This window comes from Ruegeria sp. AJ12 (assembly GCF_056536245.1).
Genome location: NZ_JBQFJJ010000002.1, coordinates 350,677 through 370,453, shown reverse-complemented (window position 1 = coordinate 370,453; position 19,777 = coordinate 350,677). Strand labels below are relative to the sequence as shown.

The window sequence follows — 19,777 nt, the reverse complement described above, 5'->3', positions numbered from 1 at the left end:
ATATGGACATCAAAGCCGTTCAAACCTCCTACGCTCGCTGGGCACCTGTCTACGACAGGACGTTTGGGGCTATCACAAATGTCGGCCGACGGCACGCGGTAGAGTACATAAATAGGCACCCTGGCAGTGTTCTGGAAGTCGGCGTGGGCACCGGATTGTCACTTGAGCATTACAGACCCGAGATGCAGGTGACCGGGATCGACTTTAGTGAGGACATGCTGCAAAAGGCACGCGACAAAGTCAGAGCCATGACGCTCAGCCATGTCAGGGAGTTGCGACAAATGGATGCCCGCCGGCTCGATTTCCCGGACGACCATTTCGATACAGTTGCGGCGATGCATGTTCTGTCTGTTGTTCCGGAACCCGAAAGGGTGATGGCCGAAATAGCGCGGGTGTGCAAACCGGGCGGCAAAGTGGTGATTACCAATCATTTCAAGCGCAAGCGCGGCCTGCTTGCCTCCATTGAACGCGTATTTGCTCCGCTGGCAAACACGATCGGATGGCATTCTGATTTCGAAATTGAAACAGTGCTGCAAGAGAAAACACTCATCCCGGAACAGCAAAAGGTTCTGCCACCGATTGGTATGATGACCTTTCTGGTCCTGAAGAAGGTTTAGGGGTCGCGCGCATCCGCCTGTGCGGCCGTCACTGCGATCATGTGCAGAATGTCTTCTGCAGAACATCCCCGCGACAGGTCGTTTGCGGGCTTGTCGAGGCCCTGCAGAATAGGCCCGATCGCCAGGGCCCCGCCGACCCGTTGCGCAACCTTGTATGCTATATTGCCGCTTTCGAGATTTGGGAAAATGAACACGTTGGCGTTGCCCCCCAGCGGTGAATCCTGCGCCTTGGACGCGGCCACATCCGGCACAAAGGCCGCGTCGAATTGCAACTCACCATCGATCAGCAGGTCAGGCGCAGCTTCCTGCGCAAGTTTCGTTGCTTCGACAACTTTCGAGACCGCGGCGTGGCTTGCACTGCCACGGGTCGAAAACGACAGCATAGCCACGTGCGGCACATCACCTACCAGCGCCTTGAAGCTGCCCGCAGAATCGATTGCAATCTGCGCCATCTCCTGAGCGGTGGGATCGACGACCAACCCGCTATCGGCAAAGATATGGGCCCCTTTCTTGGGATGGTGATCCTTGCAGAACATCATCAGGAAAAAGCTCGAGACCAGCTTGGTGTCCGCTTTGGTCCCGATGATCTGAATGGCGGTGCGCACAATGTCGGCGGTTGTCGTCGTGGCCCCTCCGACGGTGCCATCGGCGAGCCCTTTCTTGACCATCAGTGCCGCAAATACATGCGGTTTGCGGGCTTCGCGAATGGCCTGTTCCAAAGAGATGTTCTTGTGTTTGCGCAATTCGTAGAGCAGCAGGGCCAGTTCGTCGAAGGACGCCGATGTCGCCGGGTCCTCGATTTCGATCCCGTCCCCAACCTTGGCTTTGAGGAGGGCAAACTGACAGGCGATCAGCTCTTCGTTTCCAACCAGAATGATACGCGCAATTCCTTTTTCGCTGGCCTCGAGCGCAGCTTCGATCACACGGGGGTCAGAGCCTTCCGGCAAGACGATCGTCTTCTGCGATTGAGCCGCATTCTTGAGAAGCATTTCCAACGGTTTCATGTTGTTTCCTTTCAAAAATGCACGAGCTGGACACCCGCCAGAACCCGTACAGCGATAAAGGCTGTCTCGGCGACGATCAAGACGGGGTCATGTCTCAGAGGTTGAAGGTTGGCAGTTAATGCGCATGCGTTACCGATCTCGGATTGCTGCCCTTGAAAAGTTTCGCGACAAGTGTCATATAAATGGCGACACGTGACGAAAGGAAAGTGCTGATGGTCGCAAATGCAGTGACAGACCCGCTGGTGCCTCAGGACGTTCAGGTTGCGCAGGAAAATGACGTAGCGCGGGCGTACCGTCTTTTGGGCGGCGGCAAGATCATGAAACGGACGGTCCGGAACCCGCTGGATGCGCATGATCTGATTGTCGAGGGGATACCGTCGAAATCGTTGATTCATCTCGTCGAAGGTGTGCGCGTGTTGTCGACAGGCGACGCGCTGAACAAGGCGATCGGGATCAGCATCCGCACGTTGCAGCGCCGCAGGTCTGATACGACACAGAAGATGCTCTCGACTGAACAGAGCAGCCGGGCGTGGCGCTTTGCCGAGATTATCGCTCAGGCCACGGATGTCATGGGATCGCAGGATGCCGCCGAAGCGTGGATTCTTGAGCCTGCAATCGGGCTGGACAACCGACGCCCGATCGACCTGCTTGCAACGGCTGCAGGGGCTGAAGCCGTCGAGACCTACCTGACGCGACTGGAGTACGGGGTCTATACGTGACGCCACTTCCACCGCCGCTTGGGACCGGTGAGCTTCGGTTCTGGCGGCTTGATCAGGACCGGCATGCGGCCACATGGAATACGGGCGAGGGATCCTATCGTGTGGGCGGTCGGTGGAACTCGCGCGGGGTACGGGCCGTCTATACCTCGATTGACCCGTCAACGGCCATCATCGAGGTCGCGGTTCACAAAGGGTTCAAGGTCCTCGATACGGCTGCCCATGTTCTGACATCGGCTCGCGTGGCCAAGCTGTCCGACGTGCATGTTCTCAATCCCGATGACTTGCCAAACCCAAACTGGCTTGTTCCGGGCGCGCACGGGCCCGGACAGCAGGCTTTTGGCGACCAGTTGCTGCAAGACAACCTGTTTACGCTGGTTCCGTCGACGGTGTCCCGGCACAGCTGGAACCTGATTTTCGACGCGGACCGGGTGGATGGTCATTTTGACGATGTGCAGCAGGAGCGTTTTGCGCTTGATCCGCGATTGCACCGGTAGGTGCGCAAAGACCTAGGACGAAACACCGAGATACTGATCCAGGGTTTTTCGGCAGCCATCCCGCCACAGGCGATGCAACCAGTCTGAGAAGGCGCGCGCGAATGCGTGGTTCTGATGGATATCGCCATACAGGCTGGTCTGACTGATCCAAACCGCGGGGTTCTCGCGTGCCGCCCGCGCTGTCCGTTGCAAATCGGGCCAGATCGGGTCATTGGGGTCAATGTCCGTGCCATCCTCGCGCGTGCCCGCGCACATCCGGGCCCAGAAGGCTTCGGCCAGTGCAAGCCCTTGGAACGAAGCCTCGGACCGCAACGCATCGCGCAGGGACGGCACCAGAAATCCGGGGTGGCGCGACGAGCCGTCGAACGCGACGCGGCGGGTTGTGTCGCGGATCGCGGAATTGGTAAACCGGCGTTCGACCAGTTCAAGATAGTCCGCCGGGGTCGTTTCAGGAACGGCCTGAACGTAAGGTGTGATTTCCTCGGATTGCACCTTGCGGAAAAACCCGGTGATCTGCGCGTCCTGCATACAATCCGAGATGGTCGGAACGTTGAGGATTTCACCGACATTGGCCAGAAGCTGATGACCGCCATTTAGAATGCGCAGCTTCATGGCTTCGTAGGCATGCACATTGTCTGTCAGCGTCACACCCACGTCTTCCAGCGGCGGACGCCCGGCGCAGAACCTGTCTTCGATCACCCATTGGCGAAAGTTTTCATGGGTGACCGGCGCATGATCCGCGATGCCCAACGAGTTCGCCTGAGCGATAACCTCGTTCGTGGTGGCGGGGACGATGCAATCCACCATTGAATTGGGGAATTCGGCATTCTGATCAATCCAGTCGGCCAGTGTGGGATCGGACAGGCGCGCCAGCCCGACAATGCAATTCCGCAGGATGGCACCGTTGCCCTGAAGGTTGTCGCAACTCAGCGCCGTGAACGGCGTCGCACCCGCGTTCCTGCGCCGTTTCAGCGCCGCGACGATTGCGCCAAAAACCGTGCGCGGATGGTCGGGGTTTCTGGCATCGTGGCGAATGTCTTCGTGGTCGATGTCCAGCGCTCCGGAACCGGTATCAAGAAAATACCCGCCCTCGGTCACGGTCAGGGATACGATGCGGATTGCAGGATCAGACATCTGCCGGATCAGGGCGGCGTTGTCCGCCTCAATCGGCAGGTAGTCGATCATTGCGCCGATCACTTCGGCTGACGCGCCGGACGGATCGAGCTCTATCAACGTCGTCAGACACTCCTGATCCAACAGCTTTTCGCGCATTCCGGCGTCATAGCTTCGCACGCCCGCGCCAATGATGGCCCAATCCAGCGCACGCCCCTGTTGCATCAGCCTGTGCAGATACCAGGCCTGATGGGCCCGGTGAAAGTTGCCCAATCCGATATGCACGATGCCGGGTGTCAACTCGGATAGTCGGTATCGCGGGCGCCCGACGGCGGCGGGCAAGTCCGACAGGCGGCTGCGACGCAGCGGAACCGGTTCAGTCGTTTTCGCCGAAACGCCCATCAGCTCATCCAGTTCCCGCCATCGACATTGTATGTCTGGGCAACGATGTAGCGGGCGTCGTCTGACGCGAGAAAACCGCCATGCCTGTCAGATCCTCCGCACGTCCCATGCGGCCATAGGGCACGGCAGCCGCCACTTCGCGCTTTTTCTGGCCCGGTGCCTTGTTTTCGTGTTTTGCAAAGAACGCATCAACGCCGTCCCAATGCTCTCCATCCACGACACCGGGGGCGATGGCGTTCACGTTGATGCCGTGGTCAATCAGGTTGAGCCCGGCGGACTGGGTCAGCGAGATGATGGCAGCCTTGCTGGCGCAGTAGACCGCGACCAGCGGCTCGCCCCGTCGACCGGCCTGTGAGGCCATGTTGATGATGCGACCCTTGACCCGATGCTCGATCATGTGTCGTGCCACGGCCTGCAGGGTGAAGAGGGTGCCCGACACGTTGATGTCGAAGACACGTTGATAATCAGCGCGTTCGATTTCGGTAATCGGCGCGGCGGTAAAGATCGCGGCATTGTTGATGAGAATGTCTATGGGTCCGAAATGTTCATGGGTGCGGGCAACTGCGGCGTCGATGCTGCGTTGCTCGGTGACATTCATTTCGACGGCAATCGCCGCTTCACCCATGCCGGATGCAGCGTGTTCGGCCCGTGCGATGTCGATATCCGCAAGAGCAACGCGCGCGCCTTCGGCGACATAGGCCTTTGCGAAAGCCAATCCGATCCCGCGCCCGGCACCCGTGATGAGTGCGGTTTTGCCCGCCAGTCGCGTCATTCGATCCGCAGGCCCTTTGCGTCAAAGCGATGGATCATATCGGCGCGCGGCGTCAGGTGGATGCGATCGCCGTGGCGAAACCCCACTTCGCCGTCAGCGCGCACGGTGACGGTTTCGGCCAGCCCGGTTTCGTGGATATGAAAGAACGTATCCGAGCCGAGATGTTCGGACACGCTGACGGTACCGGACCACGGTCCTTCCGTATCCGACACAGCAATGTGTTCCGGGCGGACGCCGATGGTGTGAGCGCCGTGTTTCGCTGCCTCTTCCCCTTCGATAAAGTTCATCTTGGGAGAGCCGATGAAGCCCGCCACAAACAGGTTGCGCGGCGCGCGATAAAGCTCCAGGGGGCTGCCAACCTGTTCAATGACACCGGCTTGCAAGACAACGATCTTGTCGGCCATGGTCATCGCCTCGACCTGATCGTGGGTCACGTAGATCATCGTGGTCGCAAGGCGTTCGTGCAGTTCGCTGATTTCCAGTCGCATACCAACCCGCAGGGCCGCATCAAGGTTCGACAGCGGTTCGTCAAACAGGAACGCCGCCGGTTCGCGAACAATCGCGCGCCCGATGGCGACCCGCTGGCGCTGACCACCGGACAACTGCCCCGGACGCCGGTCGAGATAATCGGTCAGGTTCAGAACACTTGCGGCGCCTTCGACGCGACGGTCGATCTCGGTCTGATCCAGCTTGGCCATGCGCAGGGGAAAGGCAATGTTCTTGCGCACCGTCATATGCGGGTAGAGCGCATAGGACTGGAACACCATCGCCAGGCCACGCTTGGCCGGGGGTACATCTGTGGCATCGGTGCCATCGATCTCGATATGGCCCGAGGTGATGTCTTCCAGCCCAGCGATCAGACGCAGGAGTGTGGACTTGCCACAGCCCGATGGGCCGACGAAGACGGTGAACTCGCCATCCTCGATGGTCAGATCCAGCGGTGGAATGACCTCAACGTCGCCGAAGCTTTTGGTCACGGACTTGAGTTGTATGCGTCCCATGAGGAATGCTCCTTATTTCACAGCGCCGAAGGTCAGGCCGCGGACAAGTTGTTTCTGGCTGAACCAGCCAAGGATCAGGATTGGTGCGATTGCCATGGTCGAGGCTGCGCTGAGCTTGGCAAAGAACAGGCCCTCGGGGCTGGAATAGCTGGCGATGAACGCTGTGAGCGGTGCCGCGTCGACAGCCGTCAGGTTGAGGGTCCAGAACGCCTCGTTCCAAGCAAGGATGAAGTTCAGCAGCACGGTCGAAGCGATGCCGGGAATGGCCATTGGCGTCAGTACATAGAGGATTTCCTCTTTCAGCGTCGCCCCGTCCATTCGTGCAGCTTCGAGGATTTCACCCGGTATCTCGCGGAAATAGGTGTAGAGCATCCACACGATGATCGGCAGGTTGATCAGCATCAGCACCACGACCAGTCCCCCACGGCTGTCCAGCAGCCCCAGCTGAATGAACAGCAGGTAGATCGGGTACAGCACGCCTACTGCTGGCAGCATCTTGGTGGACAGCATCCACAGCAGAATGTCCTTGGTGCGTTTGGACGGCACGAATGCCATCGCCCACGCGGCGGGTACGGCGATGATCACACCCAGGATGGTTGACCCGCCGGCGATGATCACCGAGTTCCACAGGAACCTCATGTAGTCCGAGCGTTCCTGCACGATGGCATAGTTCTCGAGCGTCCAGTCGAAGTTCAGAAAGATCGGAGGGCTGGCAATCGCCTGCGCCTCGGTCTTGAAGCTGGTCAGGATGGTCCAAAGGATCGGAAAAAAGATCAGCAGACCGACGATCCAGGCAAGAGCCGTGTTGAAGGTTTTGCGTTGTGTTGTGACGGTGCGGGCCATGGGTTCTGTCTCCTCACGCGTCCAGGTTTTTGCCGACGATGCGCATCAGGAAGATCGCAACGATATTGGCAAGGATGATGGCGTAGACACCTCCGGCTGATCCGAGGCCGACGTTCTGGCTTTCCAGCACACGCTGGAAGATCAGGTAGGTGAGGGTGCGAGTGCCGAATGCACCGCCGGTGGTCACAAAGATCTCGGCGAAGATCGACAACAGGAAGATCGTCTGGATCAGGATCACGATGGTGATGGCGCGGCCCAGATGTGGCAGGATGATGTGATAGAAGCGTTTCAGCGGCGGGGCACCGTCCATCTCGGCGGCTTCCAACTGTTCACTGTCCAGCGACTGAATTGCGGTCAGCAGGATCAGCGTTGCAAAGGGCAGCCATTGCCACGAGACGATGATGACGATGGAGGGCATCGAGGCCTGTGACAGCCAAGAGATTGGCTCGGCCCCGAAAAAACGCCACAGATGCGCCAGCAGGCCGTTTACCGGGTCCATGAACATGTTCTTCCAGACCAATGCCGAGACGGTCGGCATCACAAAGAACGGAGCAATCACAAGGATACGGACAACGCCTTGTCCCCACATCGGCTGATCCAGCAGCATTGCGAGCAGGATGCCCAGAATGATCGTGATGATCAGAACGCCGCCGACAATCACCAATGTGGCCTGAACGGCGGGCCAGAATGTGCTGGACGAGACGAAGCGGATGTAGTTGTCAAAGCCAACCCAGCCCAGATCTCCGCCCCGCAACGGCAGGTATTTCTTGAAGGAAAAGTACAGCGTCATCGTCAGCGGCACGAGCATCCAGCCAAGCAGCAGGACCACTGCGGGTGCCATCATCAGGCGAGCAACGGATCGGGAGTGTTGAGTAGCCATTACGCAAACCCTCTCTGTTCAGGCGTAACTCAGCCTGCGAGAAAAACGCGAGTTGTGGAAGTGGGGAGCGGGGGACAGATCACCTGTCCCCCACTGGGGAGGATGCCTCAGTACCCTGCGGCTTCCATCTCTTCAGCAGTGAAGGCCTGCGCTTTGGCAAGGGCTTCATCCACCGTCTGTTGTCCGGCATAGACTGCCGAGAATTCCTGGCTGACCTGTGTGGCAATGCCTGCGAATTCCGGGATCGCAACGAACTGGATGCCGGTATACGGCGTCGGCTGGGCGCAGCAGTTCTGCGGATCGGCCAGCAGGATCGACTCCAGCGTCATCTTGGCGAATGGAATGTCCTTGTAGTTGTCGTTCTCATAGAGCGAGGTCCGCGCGCCCGGAGGCACGTTGGCCCAGCCTTCATTCTCGGCCACCAACTCGATGTAGTCTTTCGACGTTGCCCACTCGATGAACTGTTTGGCCGCGTCTTCCTGCTGTGTGCCGGCAGGAATGGCGAGGGCCCAGGCCCACAACCAGTTGGCGCGCTTGTCGACGCCTTCCGAGTTCGGTGCCAAAGCGAAGCCGACCTTGTCAGCAACGGTCGAGTCATCGGGGTTTGTCACGAATGAGGCTGCAACAGTGGCATCGATCCACATGCCGCATTTGCCCTGCTGGAAAAGCGACAGGTTCTCGTTGAAACCGTTGGTCGCATAACCCGCCGGCCCGGATTCGTTCATCATGTCGACGAAGAATGTCAGAGCCTCTTTCCACTCAGGCTGATCGAACTGGGGCTTCCAGTCCTCATCGAACCAGCGCGCGCCGAACGAGTTTGCGGTTACGGTGATGAAAGCGCCGCCTTCACCCCAACCGGCCTTGCCGCGCAGGCAGATGCCGTTGATGTCATTGTCGCGGTCCGTCATGGCCGCTGCGGCCTCACGAATGAACTGCCATGTGGGGCCTTCAGGCATTTCCAATCCGGCCTTTTCCATCAGGTCGGTGCGGTACATGATCATCGAGCTTTCGCCGTAAAACGGCGCCGCATAGAGCGTGCCGTCATTGCTCAGGCCGCCGGCCATTGCAGGCAACAGGTCCCCGACATCATATTCGGCGGACATCCCATCCAGAGGAACCAGCCAGCCATTGGCACCCCAGATCGGGGTTTCGTACATGCCGATGGTCATGATGTCGAACTGACCGCCCTTGGTGGTGATGTCGGTGGTCACGCGCTGACGCAGCACGTTCTCTTCCAGCGTCACCCATTCAACGTCAATGCCGGTCGCTTCGGTGAAATTGTCGGTATAGCCCTGCATCCGGATCATGTCGCCGTTGTTCACTGTGGCGATTGTGATAGTTTGTGCATGGGCCGCTGCCGTTGCGACGAAAGTCATTGCAGTCGCCGCACGAAGTGCGTTCTTCAGATACATCCCTGTCCTCCCTGAGCTTGGATGTCGTGCGGGAAGCGTAGAGTAAAAGTTGTCGCGGCGTCAATAAAAACTTTACGCGCGTAAAAATAAACTCATGCGGAATCTCTCAAAACAAGCCGCGCAGGGAACAGGGTTTCCGTTCTTGTGTCGAATTTTCCCCCATTTTCAATGAGTTCAAACAGGGTTTCGACGCTGCGTCCTGCCACGTTGTCATAGTCATGGGCGGCGGTTGTCAGGGAGGGCAGGTAAATCTGGAAAAGGGATGATCGTCGTTTGAAGCCACGCGCAGAGTACAGTCATCCTTGCGTCCGACGCGAATCCCCATCTCGTAGCACGTTGACAAAAAGCCGATTGCCAGACGGTCATTGCTGCACAGCACCGTGTTGGTTTTGAACGCGCCGGCATCCAGCGCCTTGGCCGCGCCCTGCCGTCCGATTTCTTCGAACGCCCAGCCTTCGCCATCAATCTTTACAACATGGGGTTCGAAACCCAGCCGCTCCATCACTTCGATATAGGCTTTGCGCCGTTTGTTGGCGTTGGGGTTTGCCGGGGTGCGCATCTCGAAGAACGACGGGGGCGCGCCGGTCCGGGTCAGATACTCGACCGTCTGCGACACGAAACTGAAATTGTCCGAACCGACGAAAGCAGCCCCCAGACCTTCGAGGTTGCTATCGAACAGCACCGTGGGCACGTTTTGGCAGAAGGATTCGATGTGCGACTGGTTCGATGCACGCCCGAGCGGGGCCAGCAATACGCCCGCGGGCTTCAGGGATCGCAAGCTGTCCAGGATTTCGTTTTCCAGCTTTTGTTCCCCATGCGAACTGAATAGCGAAGGGCGATAGCCCGCCGCGATGCAACTCTGTTCCAGATATCTGGCAATCTCGGCAAAGAACGGATCGGCGAGGTATGGGACCACGATGCCGATATTCTTGGTCAGTTTCCGGTTCTGGTTCACCGCGTAGATGTTGGGCCGATAGTCAAACCGCTCCAGCGCTTCTTCGATACGTGCGCGGGTTGTGGCGCGCACGCTGTCAGGGTCGTGAAAATACTTGGACACGGTTGGCCGCGAGATACCGCTGACGGCTGCGAATTCTTCCATGTTCTTTATCTTGGTCATGCTGTCGAACCCTGAGGGAGCCTCGTCGCGATCTTGACAATGCTTTACATATTCTTTGCGCGCGACAAAAATCAATAGGCCGGTCCAGTTCGGCGGAACACGGGGTTTTTGTGATGCCAGTCGGAGTTTGAGCCTGCCCGGCAACCTTCCCGCCTGTCATTGATGTCCTGTGAGCCGTCTGCTGGTGTCCTCGTCCCGGTCACCGGACGCCATTTTTTCAAATGCTTTCCGCCAACCGATGGCAAGTTCGGGCAACTGGGCCAGTATTGCGGCATCTTTGTCCGACACGCGCCGTGTCAGTCGTGCGGCGGTGACCCGTTTGACAGACCAGCCGGGCTGTGGGCGCTCCAACAAACGGACCTCATCACCAACGCCTGCCGCGCCATGCTCGAGAACGCGGTAATACCAACCGGTTCGGCCCGTTTTCTGAAAGAGATAGGCCATGCGTTTGTTCCGCGTGTGCTCGGACACTTTCCAACAAGGTTGGCGGCCCTGGCTGATCTGAACGGTTGCTGTCCCGAGGCGCAGGATGTCACCGATGCACAGCGTCTCTTCTGTCATGCCGTGCGTGGCGATATTCTCGCCAAAGGCTGCTGGTGTGGCGTCTGGCGGGATCGCGCCTTCTGCCTTCCACGATGGATAATGTTCCGATGCATAGTGATGAATGGCCTTGTCCCGGCCACCGTGATTGACCAGATCCGCCTGCGCGTCCCCGACAAATCCGGTGTCGTCAATGCGCTGTGGCCCAGAGACCGCGGTTTTGCCGATTGCGGACGGGTCCCGCCCCTCCCATCTGTGCTGAACCGCCCCAAAAAAGAGGCCGTCGATCCGAGCGTTAAGGTCCGGCTTGGTCATGCGCTTTCCTGTTCGTGACAAATCTGGTTGGTTTCATGCGGTGACAGCGAGACGTTCAACAGCGCGCAAAACGGGCCCGCATCCTGTTTTTGATGATGAATGCAGGATTTGCACAACCCGAAGTCGCGACCATTGTTTTGTGCCAGAACAGTGTGCAGAGATTTCGTCAGCAGGTCCTGCAACAGCTTTTGGTCGTCCGCGTCAAGTGCTGTGATTGCCGCTTGCACCGGGGCAGGAGCCTCAGCCGCCTTTTGTCCGGCGGCTGTCAATGAGTAGCTGATCACCCGTTTGTCATGTGCCGAACGTTGCTCGGTCACATAGCCCTTTTGCAACAGCGATTTCAGCGATTGCGTGGTCGTGCCACGGGTTGTGCCGAGGTAGTCCGACACATGAGAGGGGCTTCGGGAAAACCGGTTGGCCCGCGACAGATACCCAAGTGCGGCCCGCTGGGTTGGGTTCAGATCCCCGTCCCATCCCGCGGCCGCATCCAGCCTTGCCAAACGGTTGATGAGGTCACGAATTTCGATATCCGGTGTCATGGCTAGAATGTATCGACTCGAAATTACTATTGCAATAGTTTCGACTCGCTATTAATAGTGAGTCGAAATCATCAGAAAGGACAGATCATGACACAATCACGTTTTCCGATTTCAGCCGTCATCGCATTGCTCGGTACGGCCGCGCTTGCGGATGGCGACCATTCCCATGGCCATGCCATCAATCAGCAGGGCGCCATTCTTTCAGAGTCGGACGCGGCGAAGATCGCATCCTTTGATATTCTGGCCGCCCATGTCCATCGCACTGGCAACACCGTTACGTTTCACATGACGACAAACGGAACCGCTGGCGCGGACATTCCCGAAGCAACAGGTGCCGTTGGCGGATCGGATGTGTTTGCATATGTCTGGCCGACATCGCTGGACCCGTCTGCCGTGGGGTTCGAAGAGGGAACCGGAATTCTGGCGCTGGCAGCGACCAGCCACCCGGATTTTGACGACACCCCGCTGTTTGACGAAAACAACGATGGGGACCCGACAAATGACGGTGACGTCTGGCACAGCCACTGGGTTGTTCTGACACCGACCGAGGCATGTGGACCCGGCGCGCTTGCCGTTCGGGACATTCCGGAGGGCGAAACGCCTCAACTGCCGGCAACATGGCCGGGATTTCCGATCTTCCTCGACAGTCCCGGTTTTACACCCTTGTTCGACGGCCCTGAGATCGCCGTCAACGCAGGTTTCCGCAGCGATGTTCAACTGGGCGGGGTGGCCTATGACGGCGTGACCTCGGCCTTGCGGGTCAACGCCAACATTCACGCACCTCTTTTGTGCGTGGTGGATGTGTTTGACGTCGCTTCCGGCAACCTGGGCCTGCCCGGCAAGATCGAGTAGGCAGGTGGCGGGCCGCCCGTTTTTTGGGGATCAACCAGCCTCGGCTCAACTGATCAATCGGATAGCAGGCTGGAAAGTTTCCGGGCACCCTGATGCAGGGTGTCCAGAAACTGCATCAGCCCGTCAATGTCATGACGTTGCACCGGCGCGTGAACCGACAGCGTGGCGACAAGCCGCTCGCGACTGTCCAGAATCGGTACCGCGATGGCGGTCATGCCGGACATGAACTCTTCATCATCGGTGGAATACCCGTTGCGGGACACCCTGTTGATTTCATCGCGCACCGCGTCGGGTGCGGTCAGGGTCTGCGTCGTGTGGGCGTGAAGTTTGCGGGCCGACAGGTAGCCGTCCAGCGTCTTGTTCCGTAGCGTGGACAGGTACATCTTTCCGCTGGCCGTGCAATGAAACGGCACCTGCGTTCCGATGGGTAACTGAATCCTCAGTGGCCACTTGGTTTCCACCCGGTCGAGATAGATCATGCCTTCGCGGTCCGGGATGGCGAGGTTGCAGGTTTCGCCGATGTCATCCGCAACCCCGCGCAGGATCGCAAGCCGCGCGGTGCGCAGGTGTTCCGCGGACATCGTGTTGACCGATAGCTGCCGCAGTCGCGGACCCGGACCATAGGAACGCCCGTCCAGATCACGTTGCAGAAAACCTTCGGCCTCGGCGGTCTGAAGCAGTCTGTGAACGGTTGGTTTTGCCAGTCCCAGCGACTCGATCAGATCGGACGGTTTGACGGCGACGCCGCGCCTTGCGACCTCTTCCAGGATCAGAAGCAATCGCAGGTTGGTTGGGATCTGAGTCTCTCTTTCTGGTGCGTCCGTATCGGCCATCCCGCTACATTCTATTTGTTTGGCAACAGGATCAAGGCCAGATCGGGCACAAGCGAAACAAGGATCCAAACAGACAGCAACGCCGCAAGATAAGGCACCGTGTACCTGAGCAACCGGAAGTAAGGAACGCCGGTCACACCCGATGCAACATAGAGGTTCAGGCCATAGGGCGGCGTGATGAACCCGATCGATGCACCGACAAGGAAGATCACCGAGAAGTGGATCGGATCGATGCCGACCGAGGCTGCAATCGGCGCAAGGATCGGTGCCAGGATGATCGTGACCGGCAGGCTTTCCAGAACCATACCCGAGAAGAAGACGATCACCATCGAGGTGAACAGCACCGCGTGGTAGCCGCCCATCGAGGTCACGAAATCTCCGATGGTCTGTTGCGCGCCCAGCAACGAGAGGATTTGCTGCATCACCACCGAAATCGCAATCAGCGGCGCAAGAATGCCGGTGATCTGCGCTGACCGGATCACGATCGATGGGATTTCCGGGATCGTGAACCCTTCGACCACCAGCATTTCCGCAAAGCTTTTGTCGGTCGGAGACACATCGTCCCGCGCGCCCATGATGCGATTGATCGGATAGCTGACAAGACCGGCAATCACACAGAAGCCCACGGTGACACCGGCTGCTTCGGTGGGGGAAAACTTGCCTGTATAAATGCCCCAAAGAACCAACCCGATTGCAAAGAACCCAAGCCATGCGCCAAACGCTGTTTTCAGAACCCGGTTCAGTTGCAGCGGGATCAGATACCCCCAGCCGTTGATCCGGCAGATGATCCAGCAGGCGAACTGCATGCCCATCACCATCAGGGCTCCGGGCAGGATACCGGCGACGAACAGTTCGGAAATCGGCAGGTTCATCAGGAACCCGTAGACGATGAAGATGATCGACGGCGGGATGATGATCCCGACCGTACCACCAGCGGCGGCGGTTGCCGCACTGAAGCGTTCATCATAGCCGCCCTTGACCATTTCGGGGTGCAGCATCGATCCGATGGTGGCCGTGGTCGCCGAGTTCGAACCCGAGATCGCAGCAAACAGGCCGCAGGCGCCAAGCGACGCCATTGCCAGCCCGCCGCGTATCCACCCCAGACAGGCATAGGCAAAGTCGCTGAGCCTGCGCGCGATGCCCGACTTGTTGATAAGGTCCCCCGTCAGGATGAACAGCGGCATCGCCAGCAGTGCAAACCCTTTGTTGAAGACGTTCAGCAGCTCGGCGCCCATGTTGTCGAGCGTCAGGCCCAGAACGAACGAGCAGCCGATGACCCAGTAGCCGATGACCAGCAGTACTGGCACACCCAGCATGAATAGAAACGTGACCCCCAGCGAGATCAATGTGACCATGGTTCCGTCTGTCATCAGTCTGCCCCAATCACGGCTTGCTTGATCAAAGGCTCGCCGGTTTTCCAGTTGTGGAGGTCGTCCGCCAGATTCTGAAACACCCGCCCGACCATCAGAAAGAAGGACAAGGGTGCGGTCAGAAGGAACCACCATTGCATGATGTTGTCCGTCCCCAGAACGATCTGGAAATTCGAAGCGGACAGGGCCACCAATCGGGATGTCGTCACGATCACGATCACGGCGAAGATGAACCAGAGGATGGCATCCAGGATCAGGCAGGCCAATTGGCCCCCGCGCGGCATGGAACCGCGAAATTCGCTGAAGCTCAGATGGGTGCGCAGACGCACATTGTAGGAGGCCCCGAACCACGCCATCACCATGAACAGGAGCGGCGGAATGGTTGTGGACCAGGGTTCCTGATCGTTGAACACAAAGCGATCGATGACGCCCCAAAAGATGATCAGGGCAATCGCCAGATAGGAATACACCATGACCGAGCGTTCGAAGTGGCGTTCGATGAAAGGAGAGACGCGGTAAATCATCATCACCGCATAGCCACCCAAGGCCGCCACGACGGCCCCGACAACCCATGCTGCGTCGGATCGCAACGCGGATTGAATCTCGAACGAATCCCGGCTCAGTAACGCGCTGAAAATGGCGCCGATATCTGCCCAAAACGACATGAACCCCGTCCTCCCAGTCGGTGTTTAGTGGAACCGGCCCGTCGGGGGCCGGTTCTGTATGCTTTTATCAGGCCTGGCCCATCCACCAACGGCGCGGTTCGACATTTTCCGGCAGGGTGTCTGCAGGGATCTCGCGCGCGATGTCGTAGATCTCCTGATAAGTGTCGATGCCGCCAGCCCATTTGTTGAGCCGCTCGCGCCATTCCGCCCAGGGCTCCGGATTGTAGTTCGGGGCGCACATCTCTTCGGCCAGCTTGATCTGGTCATCCGGCAGGAAGGCCGGGCGCACCCCGTTTTCGGCAAAGATCGTGTTGGGCAATTGCGGGTCAGAGAAGCCGACGGTGTTCAGCAGCGCCGCTTCGTTGGCACCCTGAATCAGCGCCTGCGTGAAGTAAGACGACTCCATCACGGCATCCTGCAAATCGCCGCCAAGCCCGTCGAAGACCTTGGCCGACATCGACGTATGCTCGGTTCCGCAGAAGAACTTGAGGTCCACGGACTGCGACACGACAGGCGACATGTTGGCGTAGGCCACTGCCGAGGCCCAGGTTTCGGCACCGTCGATCAGGCCCGTTTTCAAGGCGTCGAGGGTTTCTTCCCAGGCAACCGGAACCGGGTTCAGGTTCAGCAGCTGCATCGCGATCCGGCCAAGCTGGGTGCCTGTCACACGGTTTTTGGTGCCAAACAGCTCTTCCAGTTTGGTGACGGTCGGCTTGTCCTGGAATGTTGAGCCCATTTGCAGGCCGCGCAGCTCACAATGGGTGAACAGGAACTTGAGACCATGCCGCTTTTCGAGCGGCTCACGCAGGATCCGCTGGCTCGCGGGGTGATAGAAGAAGTAGTACTGTGCTGCCCGGCTGGGGAACATGTACGCATAGTCCAGCACATTCAGATAAGGTGCCCCGCCCGCAGAGTTCTGCGTCGACGCGGCATAGATATCCACGATTCCCTGCTGGGTTTTTTCAACACAGCTCAGCTGTCCGCAGATCTGATTGTCGCCGATGAACTCAATGCGAATCTCGCCATCCGTGCGCTCTTCGAGGTCGCGCGCAAATTCGATTGCACCGGCCCGCTCGATCAAAAGGTTTCTTGTGTTGAACCCGGATGCGCCAAATTTCAGCGTGTGTTTCGGTTCTTTCGTGAACCGTTTTTCATAAGTGGATTCTGCGGCTTGCGCCAGATTGGCGAGGCTCATCGCGCCCCCGAATCCGCCTGCGGCCAACAGCGTGGAACTAATGCCGTACCGGCCTGCCACGCGGAAGAAATCCCGTCTTGAAATACCACTCAGTTTTCGACCGATCTCCATCGCTTACCTCCCGTTTCGCAATTATTGAGACGTTTTGTATCAAAAAAGGCTAGTATAGTTCTGGCAATTTGCATAGAGTTTTTTTCAATGCGTTTGGGAGGAGACAGTCATGGAGGTAGATTATGCAGTTGTCGGAGCCGGTTCTTCGGGCTGTGTCATCGCCAATCGGCTGAGCGCCGATCCCAATACATCCGTTGCACTGCTCGAAGCCGGTGGGCGCGATACCAACCCGTGGATTCACATCCCCGTCGGGTATTTCAAGACAATGCACAATCCGACGGTGGACTGGTGCTATCGCACGGAACCGGACCCGGGGCTGAACGGACGGTCGATCGATTGGCCGCGTGGCAAGGTTCTGGGCGGGTCTTCGTCCCTGAACGGGCTTCTCTATGTCCGGGGTCAGAAAGAGGACTATGACCGGTGGCGGCAGATGGGGAATGTCGGTTGGGGCTGGGACGATGTCCTGCCATTGTTCAAACGCAGCGAAGATCAGGAACGGGGCGAGGACGAATTTCACGGCGTTGGCGGCCCGCTTTCCGTTTCAAACATGCGCATTCAACGCCCGATCTGTGACGCCTGGGTCGCTGCCGCACAGGCGGCGGGCTATCCGTTCAATCCCGATTATAATGGGGCAGATCAGGAAGGGGTGGGGTATTTTCAGCTCACCACGCGAAACGGACGCCGGTGCAGTTCCGCCGTTGCCTACCTCAAGCCGATCCGCAACCGTCAGAACCTGAATATCATCACCAACGCGCTGGTGACGCGGGTGGCGATGGACGGGAAAAAGGCGACGGGACTGGTCTATCGCGACCGGTCCGGTGCCGAGAAAACACTGACGGTTCGCCGTGAGATCATCCTGTCAGGTGGTGCGATCAACTCCCCGCACATCCTGATGCTGTCGGGAATCGGAGACCCGGATCATCTGAAGGAAAACGGCATCGAGCCGGTCCACGCGCTGTCCGGAGTCGGCAAGGGTTTACAGGACCATCTGCAGGCGCGGCTTGTCTTCAAATGTAACGAACCGACATTGAATGACGAGGTGCGCAGCCTGTTCAACCAGGCGCGGATCGCCCTGAAATACGCGCTGTTCCGTGCAGGCCCCATGACGATGGCGGCCAGTCTGGCGACCGGGTTTCTGAAAACCCGGCCCGACGCGGACACGCCAGACATCCAGTTTCACGTTCAGCCCTGGTCCGCAGACAGCCCGGGTGAAGGCGTGCATCCGTTTTCCGCCTTCACCATGTCGGTCTGCCAATTGCGACCGGAAAGCCGGGGCGAGTTGCGTTTGAACGGTCCGGACCCTTCGGAATACGTCAGGATCATTCCCAACTACCTGTCGACGGAGGCGGATTGCCGAACCCTTGTTGACGGGGTGAACATCGCTCGAAAGATCGCCACGCATAACCCGTTGGCGTCGAAGATTTCGACAGAATTCCGGCCCACCTCTGATCTGTCCTGCGATGACTACGAAGGGACGCTGGACTGGGCTAGGTCCAACTCGGTTTCGATATACCATCCGACCGGAACCTGTGCGATGGGGACGTCAAACGGAGCGGTTGTTGACCCTCATCTCAGGGTGCACGGCATCCAGAACCTGCGGGTCGCCGATTGTTCGATCATGCCCGAGATCGTCAGCGGAAACACCAACGCACCTGCGATCATGATCGGGGAAAAAGCCAGCGACTTGCTGGCGGCTGACAAGTGAATTCAGGCACCCGTCGAATTTAGACTTGCCAGTCGGGCAATTCAGGTGTCGGTTGGCCGCATGAAGCTGAGCGGCCCATATCTCTTTATTCTGGCAACCCTGATGATCGACGCTATCGGCATCGGCATCGTGTTTCCCATCATGCCCGATCTGATGGATCGGGTCGGCGCCCACAGCACCGCCGAAGGGGCATTGTGGGGCGGCATCATGATGTCGGCCTATGCGGCGGCCATGTTCCTGTTTGGCCCCATCGTCGGCAGCCTGTCGGATGCGTATGGGCGCCGACCGATCCTGATTGCAGCACTGGTCACCCTGACGATCGACTATGTCATCATGGCGATGGCGCAGACCTATTGGGTCTTGCTTGCGGGCCGGATCCTCGCCGGTATGGCAGGGGCCACTTACATCACCGCAACGGCATATATCGCCGACATTTCCGAACCCGAGGAGCGTGGGGCACGGTTTGGCATGATCGGTGCGGCCTTTGGCATCGGATTTGTCCTGGGGCCGGCCCTGGGCGGCGTCGCGTCGGGCTGGCACATCACGGCGCCCTTCTGGATCGCGGCCCTCTTGTCAGCGCTGAACGTGGCCTTTGGTATCTTTGTTCTGCCGGAATCGCTGAAAAATGAAAGTCGGCGACCCTTTGGGAGAAGGGATCTGAATCCGTTTGGCAGCATAATACGCGCCTTTGTGGTTCCAGGTCTTGCGATCCCACTGGTCTGCATCTTTGTCTTTGAGTTCGCCAACATGGTCTATCCGACCCTCTGGGCCTTTTGGGGTCGCGAGGTTTTTGGCTGGGACGGGTTCACCATCGGGTTGACCCTGTCAGCTTACGGGGTCCTGATTGCCGTGGTTCAGGCCGGTGTTCTTCCGCAACTGACCCGGCATTTTGGAGATTACCGAACCCTGCTTTTTGCCATACTCGCGGGCATTGTCGGCATGGTCGGTTATGGCGTCTCTACCACGGTCCTGGCGGTGGCCATTTTCCTGCCGGTTGCGGCCCTTTCGGACATGGCGCCGCCGCTGATGACCGCATTTGCGGCCAATCGGGTGGGCGAGGACCAGCAGGGGCTGGTTCAGGGTGTGATCGCGTCCCTGTCCGCCGTCGCCGCCGTTGCGGCGCCTCTGGTCCTGACGGGTGTCTTCGAACATTTTGTCAGCGGCGACGGTGTCTACCTTCCCGGTGCGCCGTTCCTGTTGGGCGCCGTGCTGGTCGCGGCGATTCTGCCTCTGATCCTGCGCCTGAGGTCCCAGGTTCCAATAGTTCAGCGCTGATCG

General features: G+C 58.7%; 18 protein-coding genes and 2 pseudogenes. 6 read left to right on the top strand and 14 right to left on the bottom strand.

The window, feature by feature from the left end:
- Positions 1-2: 2 nt before the first annotated feature.
- Complete coding sequence (locus tag ACR3E0_RS21940; protein WP_480481158.1) at positions 3-617, top strand: class I SAM-dependent methyltransferase; 615 nt, start codon at positions 3-5, stop codon at positions 615-617.
- On the opposite strand, the gene pta is transcribed toward ACR3E0_RS21940, so the two are convergent.
- Positions 614-1,621, bottom strand: a complete 1,008-nt coding sequence (pta, locus tag ACR3E0_RS21935) for a phosphate acetyltransferase (protein ID WP_480481156.1) — start codon at positions 1,619-1,621, stop codon at positions 614-616. The genes ACR3E0_RS21940 and pta overlap by 4 nt on opposite strands.
- A 182-nt stretch (positions 1,622-1,803) precedes the next feature.
- Between pta and parS the strand changes: the two genes are divergently transcribed.
- Together parS and ACR3E0_RS21925 are read left to right on the top strand one after the other, a co-directional pair.
- The gene (parS, locus tag ACR3E0_RS21930) at positions 1,804-2,340 is read left to right on the top strand and encodes a type II RES/Xre toxin-antitoxin system antitoxin (RefSeq protein ID WP_480481711.1); all 537 of its coding nucleotides are present in this window, start codon (positions 1,804-1,806) and stop codon (positions 2,338-2,340) included.
- Positions 2,337-2,834, top strand: coding sequence for an RES family NAD+ phosphorylase (locus ACR3E0_RS21925; protein WP_480481152.1), 498 nt, complete (start codon positions 2,337-2,339; stop codon positions 2,832-2,834). Before parS ends, ACR3E0_RS21925 begins: the two co-directional genes overlap by 4 nt.
- A 12-nt stretch (positions 2,835-2,846) precedes the next feature.
- Here the strand turns inward: ACR3E0_RS21925 and ACR3E0_RS21920 are convergent, their stop codons facing one another.
- The 9 genes and pseudogenes from ACR3E0_RS21920 to ACR3E0_RS21880 all read right to left on the bottom strand — a co-directional run bounded on the left by ACR3E0_RS21920 (position 2,847) and on the right by ACR3E0_RS21880 (position 11,768).
- On the bottom strand, positions 2,847-4,349 hold the full coding sequence (locus tag ACR3E0_RS21920) for a mannitol dehydrogenase family protein (RefSeq protein WP_480481709.1): 1,503 nt from the start codon (positions 4,347-4,349) through the stop codon (positions 2,847-2,849).
- Positions 4,349-5,121 (bottom strand): annotated as a pseudogene (locus ACR3E0_RS21915) (L-iditol 2-dehydrogenase). The gene ACR3E0_RS21920 and the pseudogene ACR3E0_RS21915 overlap by 1 nt, the downstream one beginning before the upstream one ends.
- Positions 5,118-6,122, bottom strand: coding sequence for an ABC transporter ATP-binding protein (locus ACR3E0_RS21910; RefSeq protein WP_480481148.1), 1,005 nt, complete (start codon positions 6,120-6,122; stop codon positions 5,118-5,120). Before ACR3E0_RS21910 ends, ACR3E0_RS21915 begins: the two are co-directional and overlap by 4 nt.
- A 12-nt stretch (positions 6,123-6,134) precedes the next feature.
- On the bottom strand, positions 6,135-6,965 hold the full coding sequence (locus ACR3E0_RS21905) for a carbohydrate ABC transporter permease (RefSeq protein ID WP_480481145.1): 831 nt from the start codon (positions 6,963-6,965) through the stop codon (positions 6,135-6,137).
- Positions 6,966-6,978: 13 nt separating this feature from the next.
- A complete protein-coding gene (locus ACR3E0_RS21900; protein ID WP_480481143.1) occupies positions 6,979-7,845 on the bottom strand; it encodes a carbohydrate ABC transporter permease in 867 nt (288 codons plus the stop codon).
- Between the two features lie 107 nt (positions 7,846-7,952).
- Positions 7,953-9,257 (bottom strand): ABC transporter substrate-binding protein, encoded by a 1,305-nt coding sequence (locus tag ACR3E0_RS21895; protein WP_480481142.1) that lies wholly within the window; start codon positions 9,255-9,257, stop codon positions 7,953-7,955.
- Between the two features lie 92 nt (positions 9,258-9,349).
- Positions 9,350-10,374, bottom strand: a pseudogene (locus ACR3E0_RS21890) (LacI family DNA-binding transcriptional regulator).
- Between the two features lie 156 nt (positions 10,375-10,530).
- Positions 10,531-11,229 (bottom strand): MOSC domain-containing protein, encoded by a 699-nt coding sequence (locus tag ACR3E0_RS21885; protein WP_480481138.1) that lies wholly within the window; start codon positions 11,227-11,229, stop codon positions 10,531-10,533.
- The gene (locus ACR3E0_RS21880; protein WP_480481136.1) at positions 11,226-11,768 is read right to left on the bottom strand and encodes a MarR family winged helix-turn-helix transcriptional regulator; all 543 of its coding nucleotides are present in this window, start codon (positions 11,766-11,768) and stop codon (positions 11,226-11,228) included. The genes ACR3E0_RS21885 and ACR3E0_RS21880 overlap by 4 nt, the downstream gene beginning before the upstream one ends.
- A gap of 87 nt (positions 11,769-11,855) precedes the next feature.
- Here ACR3E0_RS21880 and ACR3E0_RS21875 point away from each other — a divergent pair, with 87 nt between their 5' ends.
- A complete protein-coding gene (locus ACR3E0_RS21875) occupies positions 11,856-12,620 on the top strand; it encodes a hypothetical protein (RefSeq protein ID WP_480481707.1) in 765 nt (254 codons plus the stop codon).
- A gap of 53 nt (positions 12,621-12,673) precedes the next feature.
- Here the strand turns inward: ACR3E0_RS21875 and ACR3E0_RS21870 are convergent, their stop codons facing one another.
- The 4 genes from ACR3E0_RS21870 to ACR3E0_RS21855 form a co-directional block, all read right to left on the bottom strand.
- The gene (locus ACR3E0_RS21870) at positions 12,674-13,453 is read right to left on the bottom strand and encodes an IclR family transcriptional regulator (protein ID WP_480481705.1); all 780 of its coding nucleotides are present in this window, start codon (positions 13,451-13,453) and stop codon (positions 12,674-12,676) included.
- Between the two features lie 11 nt (positions 13,454-13,464).
- Positions 13,465-14,823, bottom strand: a complete 1,359-nt coding sequence (locus tag ACR3E0_RS21865; RefSeq protein WP_480481703.1) for a TRAP transporter large permease — start codon at positions 14,821-14,823, stop codon at positions 13,465-13,467.
- Positions 14,823-15,488, bottom strand: a complete 666-nt coding sequence (locus tag ACR3E0_RS21860) for a TRAP transporter small permease (RefSeq protein ID WP_480481702.1) — start codon at positions 15,486-15,488, stop codon at positions 14,823-14,825. The genes ACR3E0_RS21865 and ACR3E0_RS21860 overlap by 1 nt, the downstream gene beginning before the upstream one ends.
- Positions 15,489-15,555: 67 nt before the next feature.
- Entirely contained in the window at positions 15,556-16,794 is a 1,239-nt protein-coding gene (locus ACR3E0_RS21855) for a TRAP transporter substrate-binding protein (protein WP_480481700.1), read from the bottom strand.
- 109 nt (positions 16,795-16,903) lie between these two features.
- On the opposite strand from ACR3E0_RS21855, the gene ACR3E0_RS21850 reads away from it, so the two are divergent.
- Together ACR3E0_RS21850 and ACR3E0_RS21845 are read left to right on the top strand one after the other, a co-directional pair.
- A complete protein-coding gene (locus ACR3E0_RS21850) occupies positions 16,904-18,499 on the top strand; it encodes a GMC family oxidoreductase (protein WP_480481698.1) in 1,596 nt (531 codons plus the stop codon).
- 60 nt (positions 18,500-18,559) lie between these two features.
- Positions 18,560-19,774 carry an MFS transporter gene (locus tag ACR3E0_RS21845; protein WP_480481696.1) on the top strand — a complete coding sequence of 405 codons (1,215 nt, stop codon included), beginning with the start codon at positions 18,560-18,562 and terminating at the stop codon, positions 19,772-19,774.
- Positions 19,775-19,777: the final 3 nt, after the last annotated feature.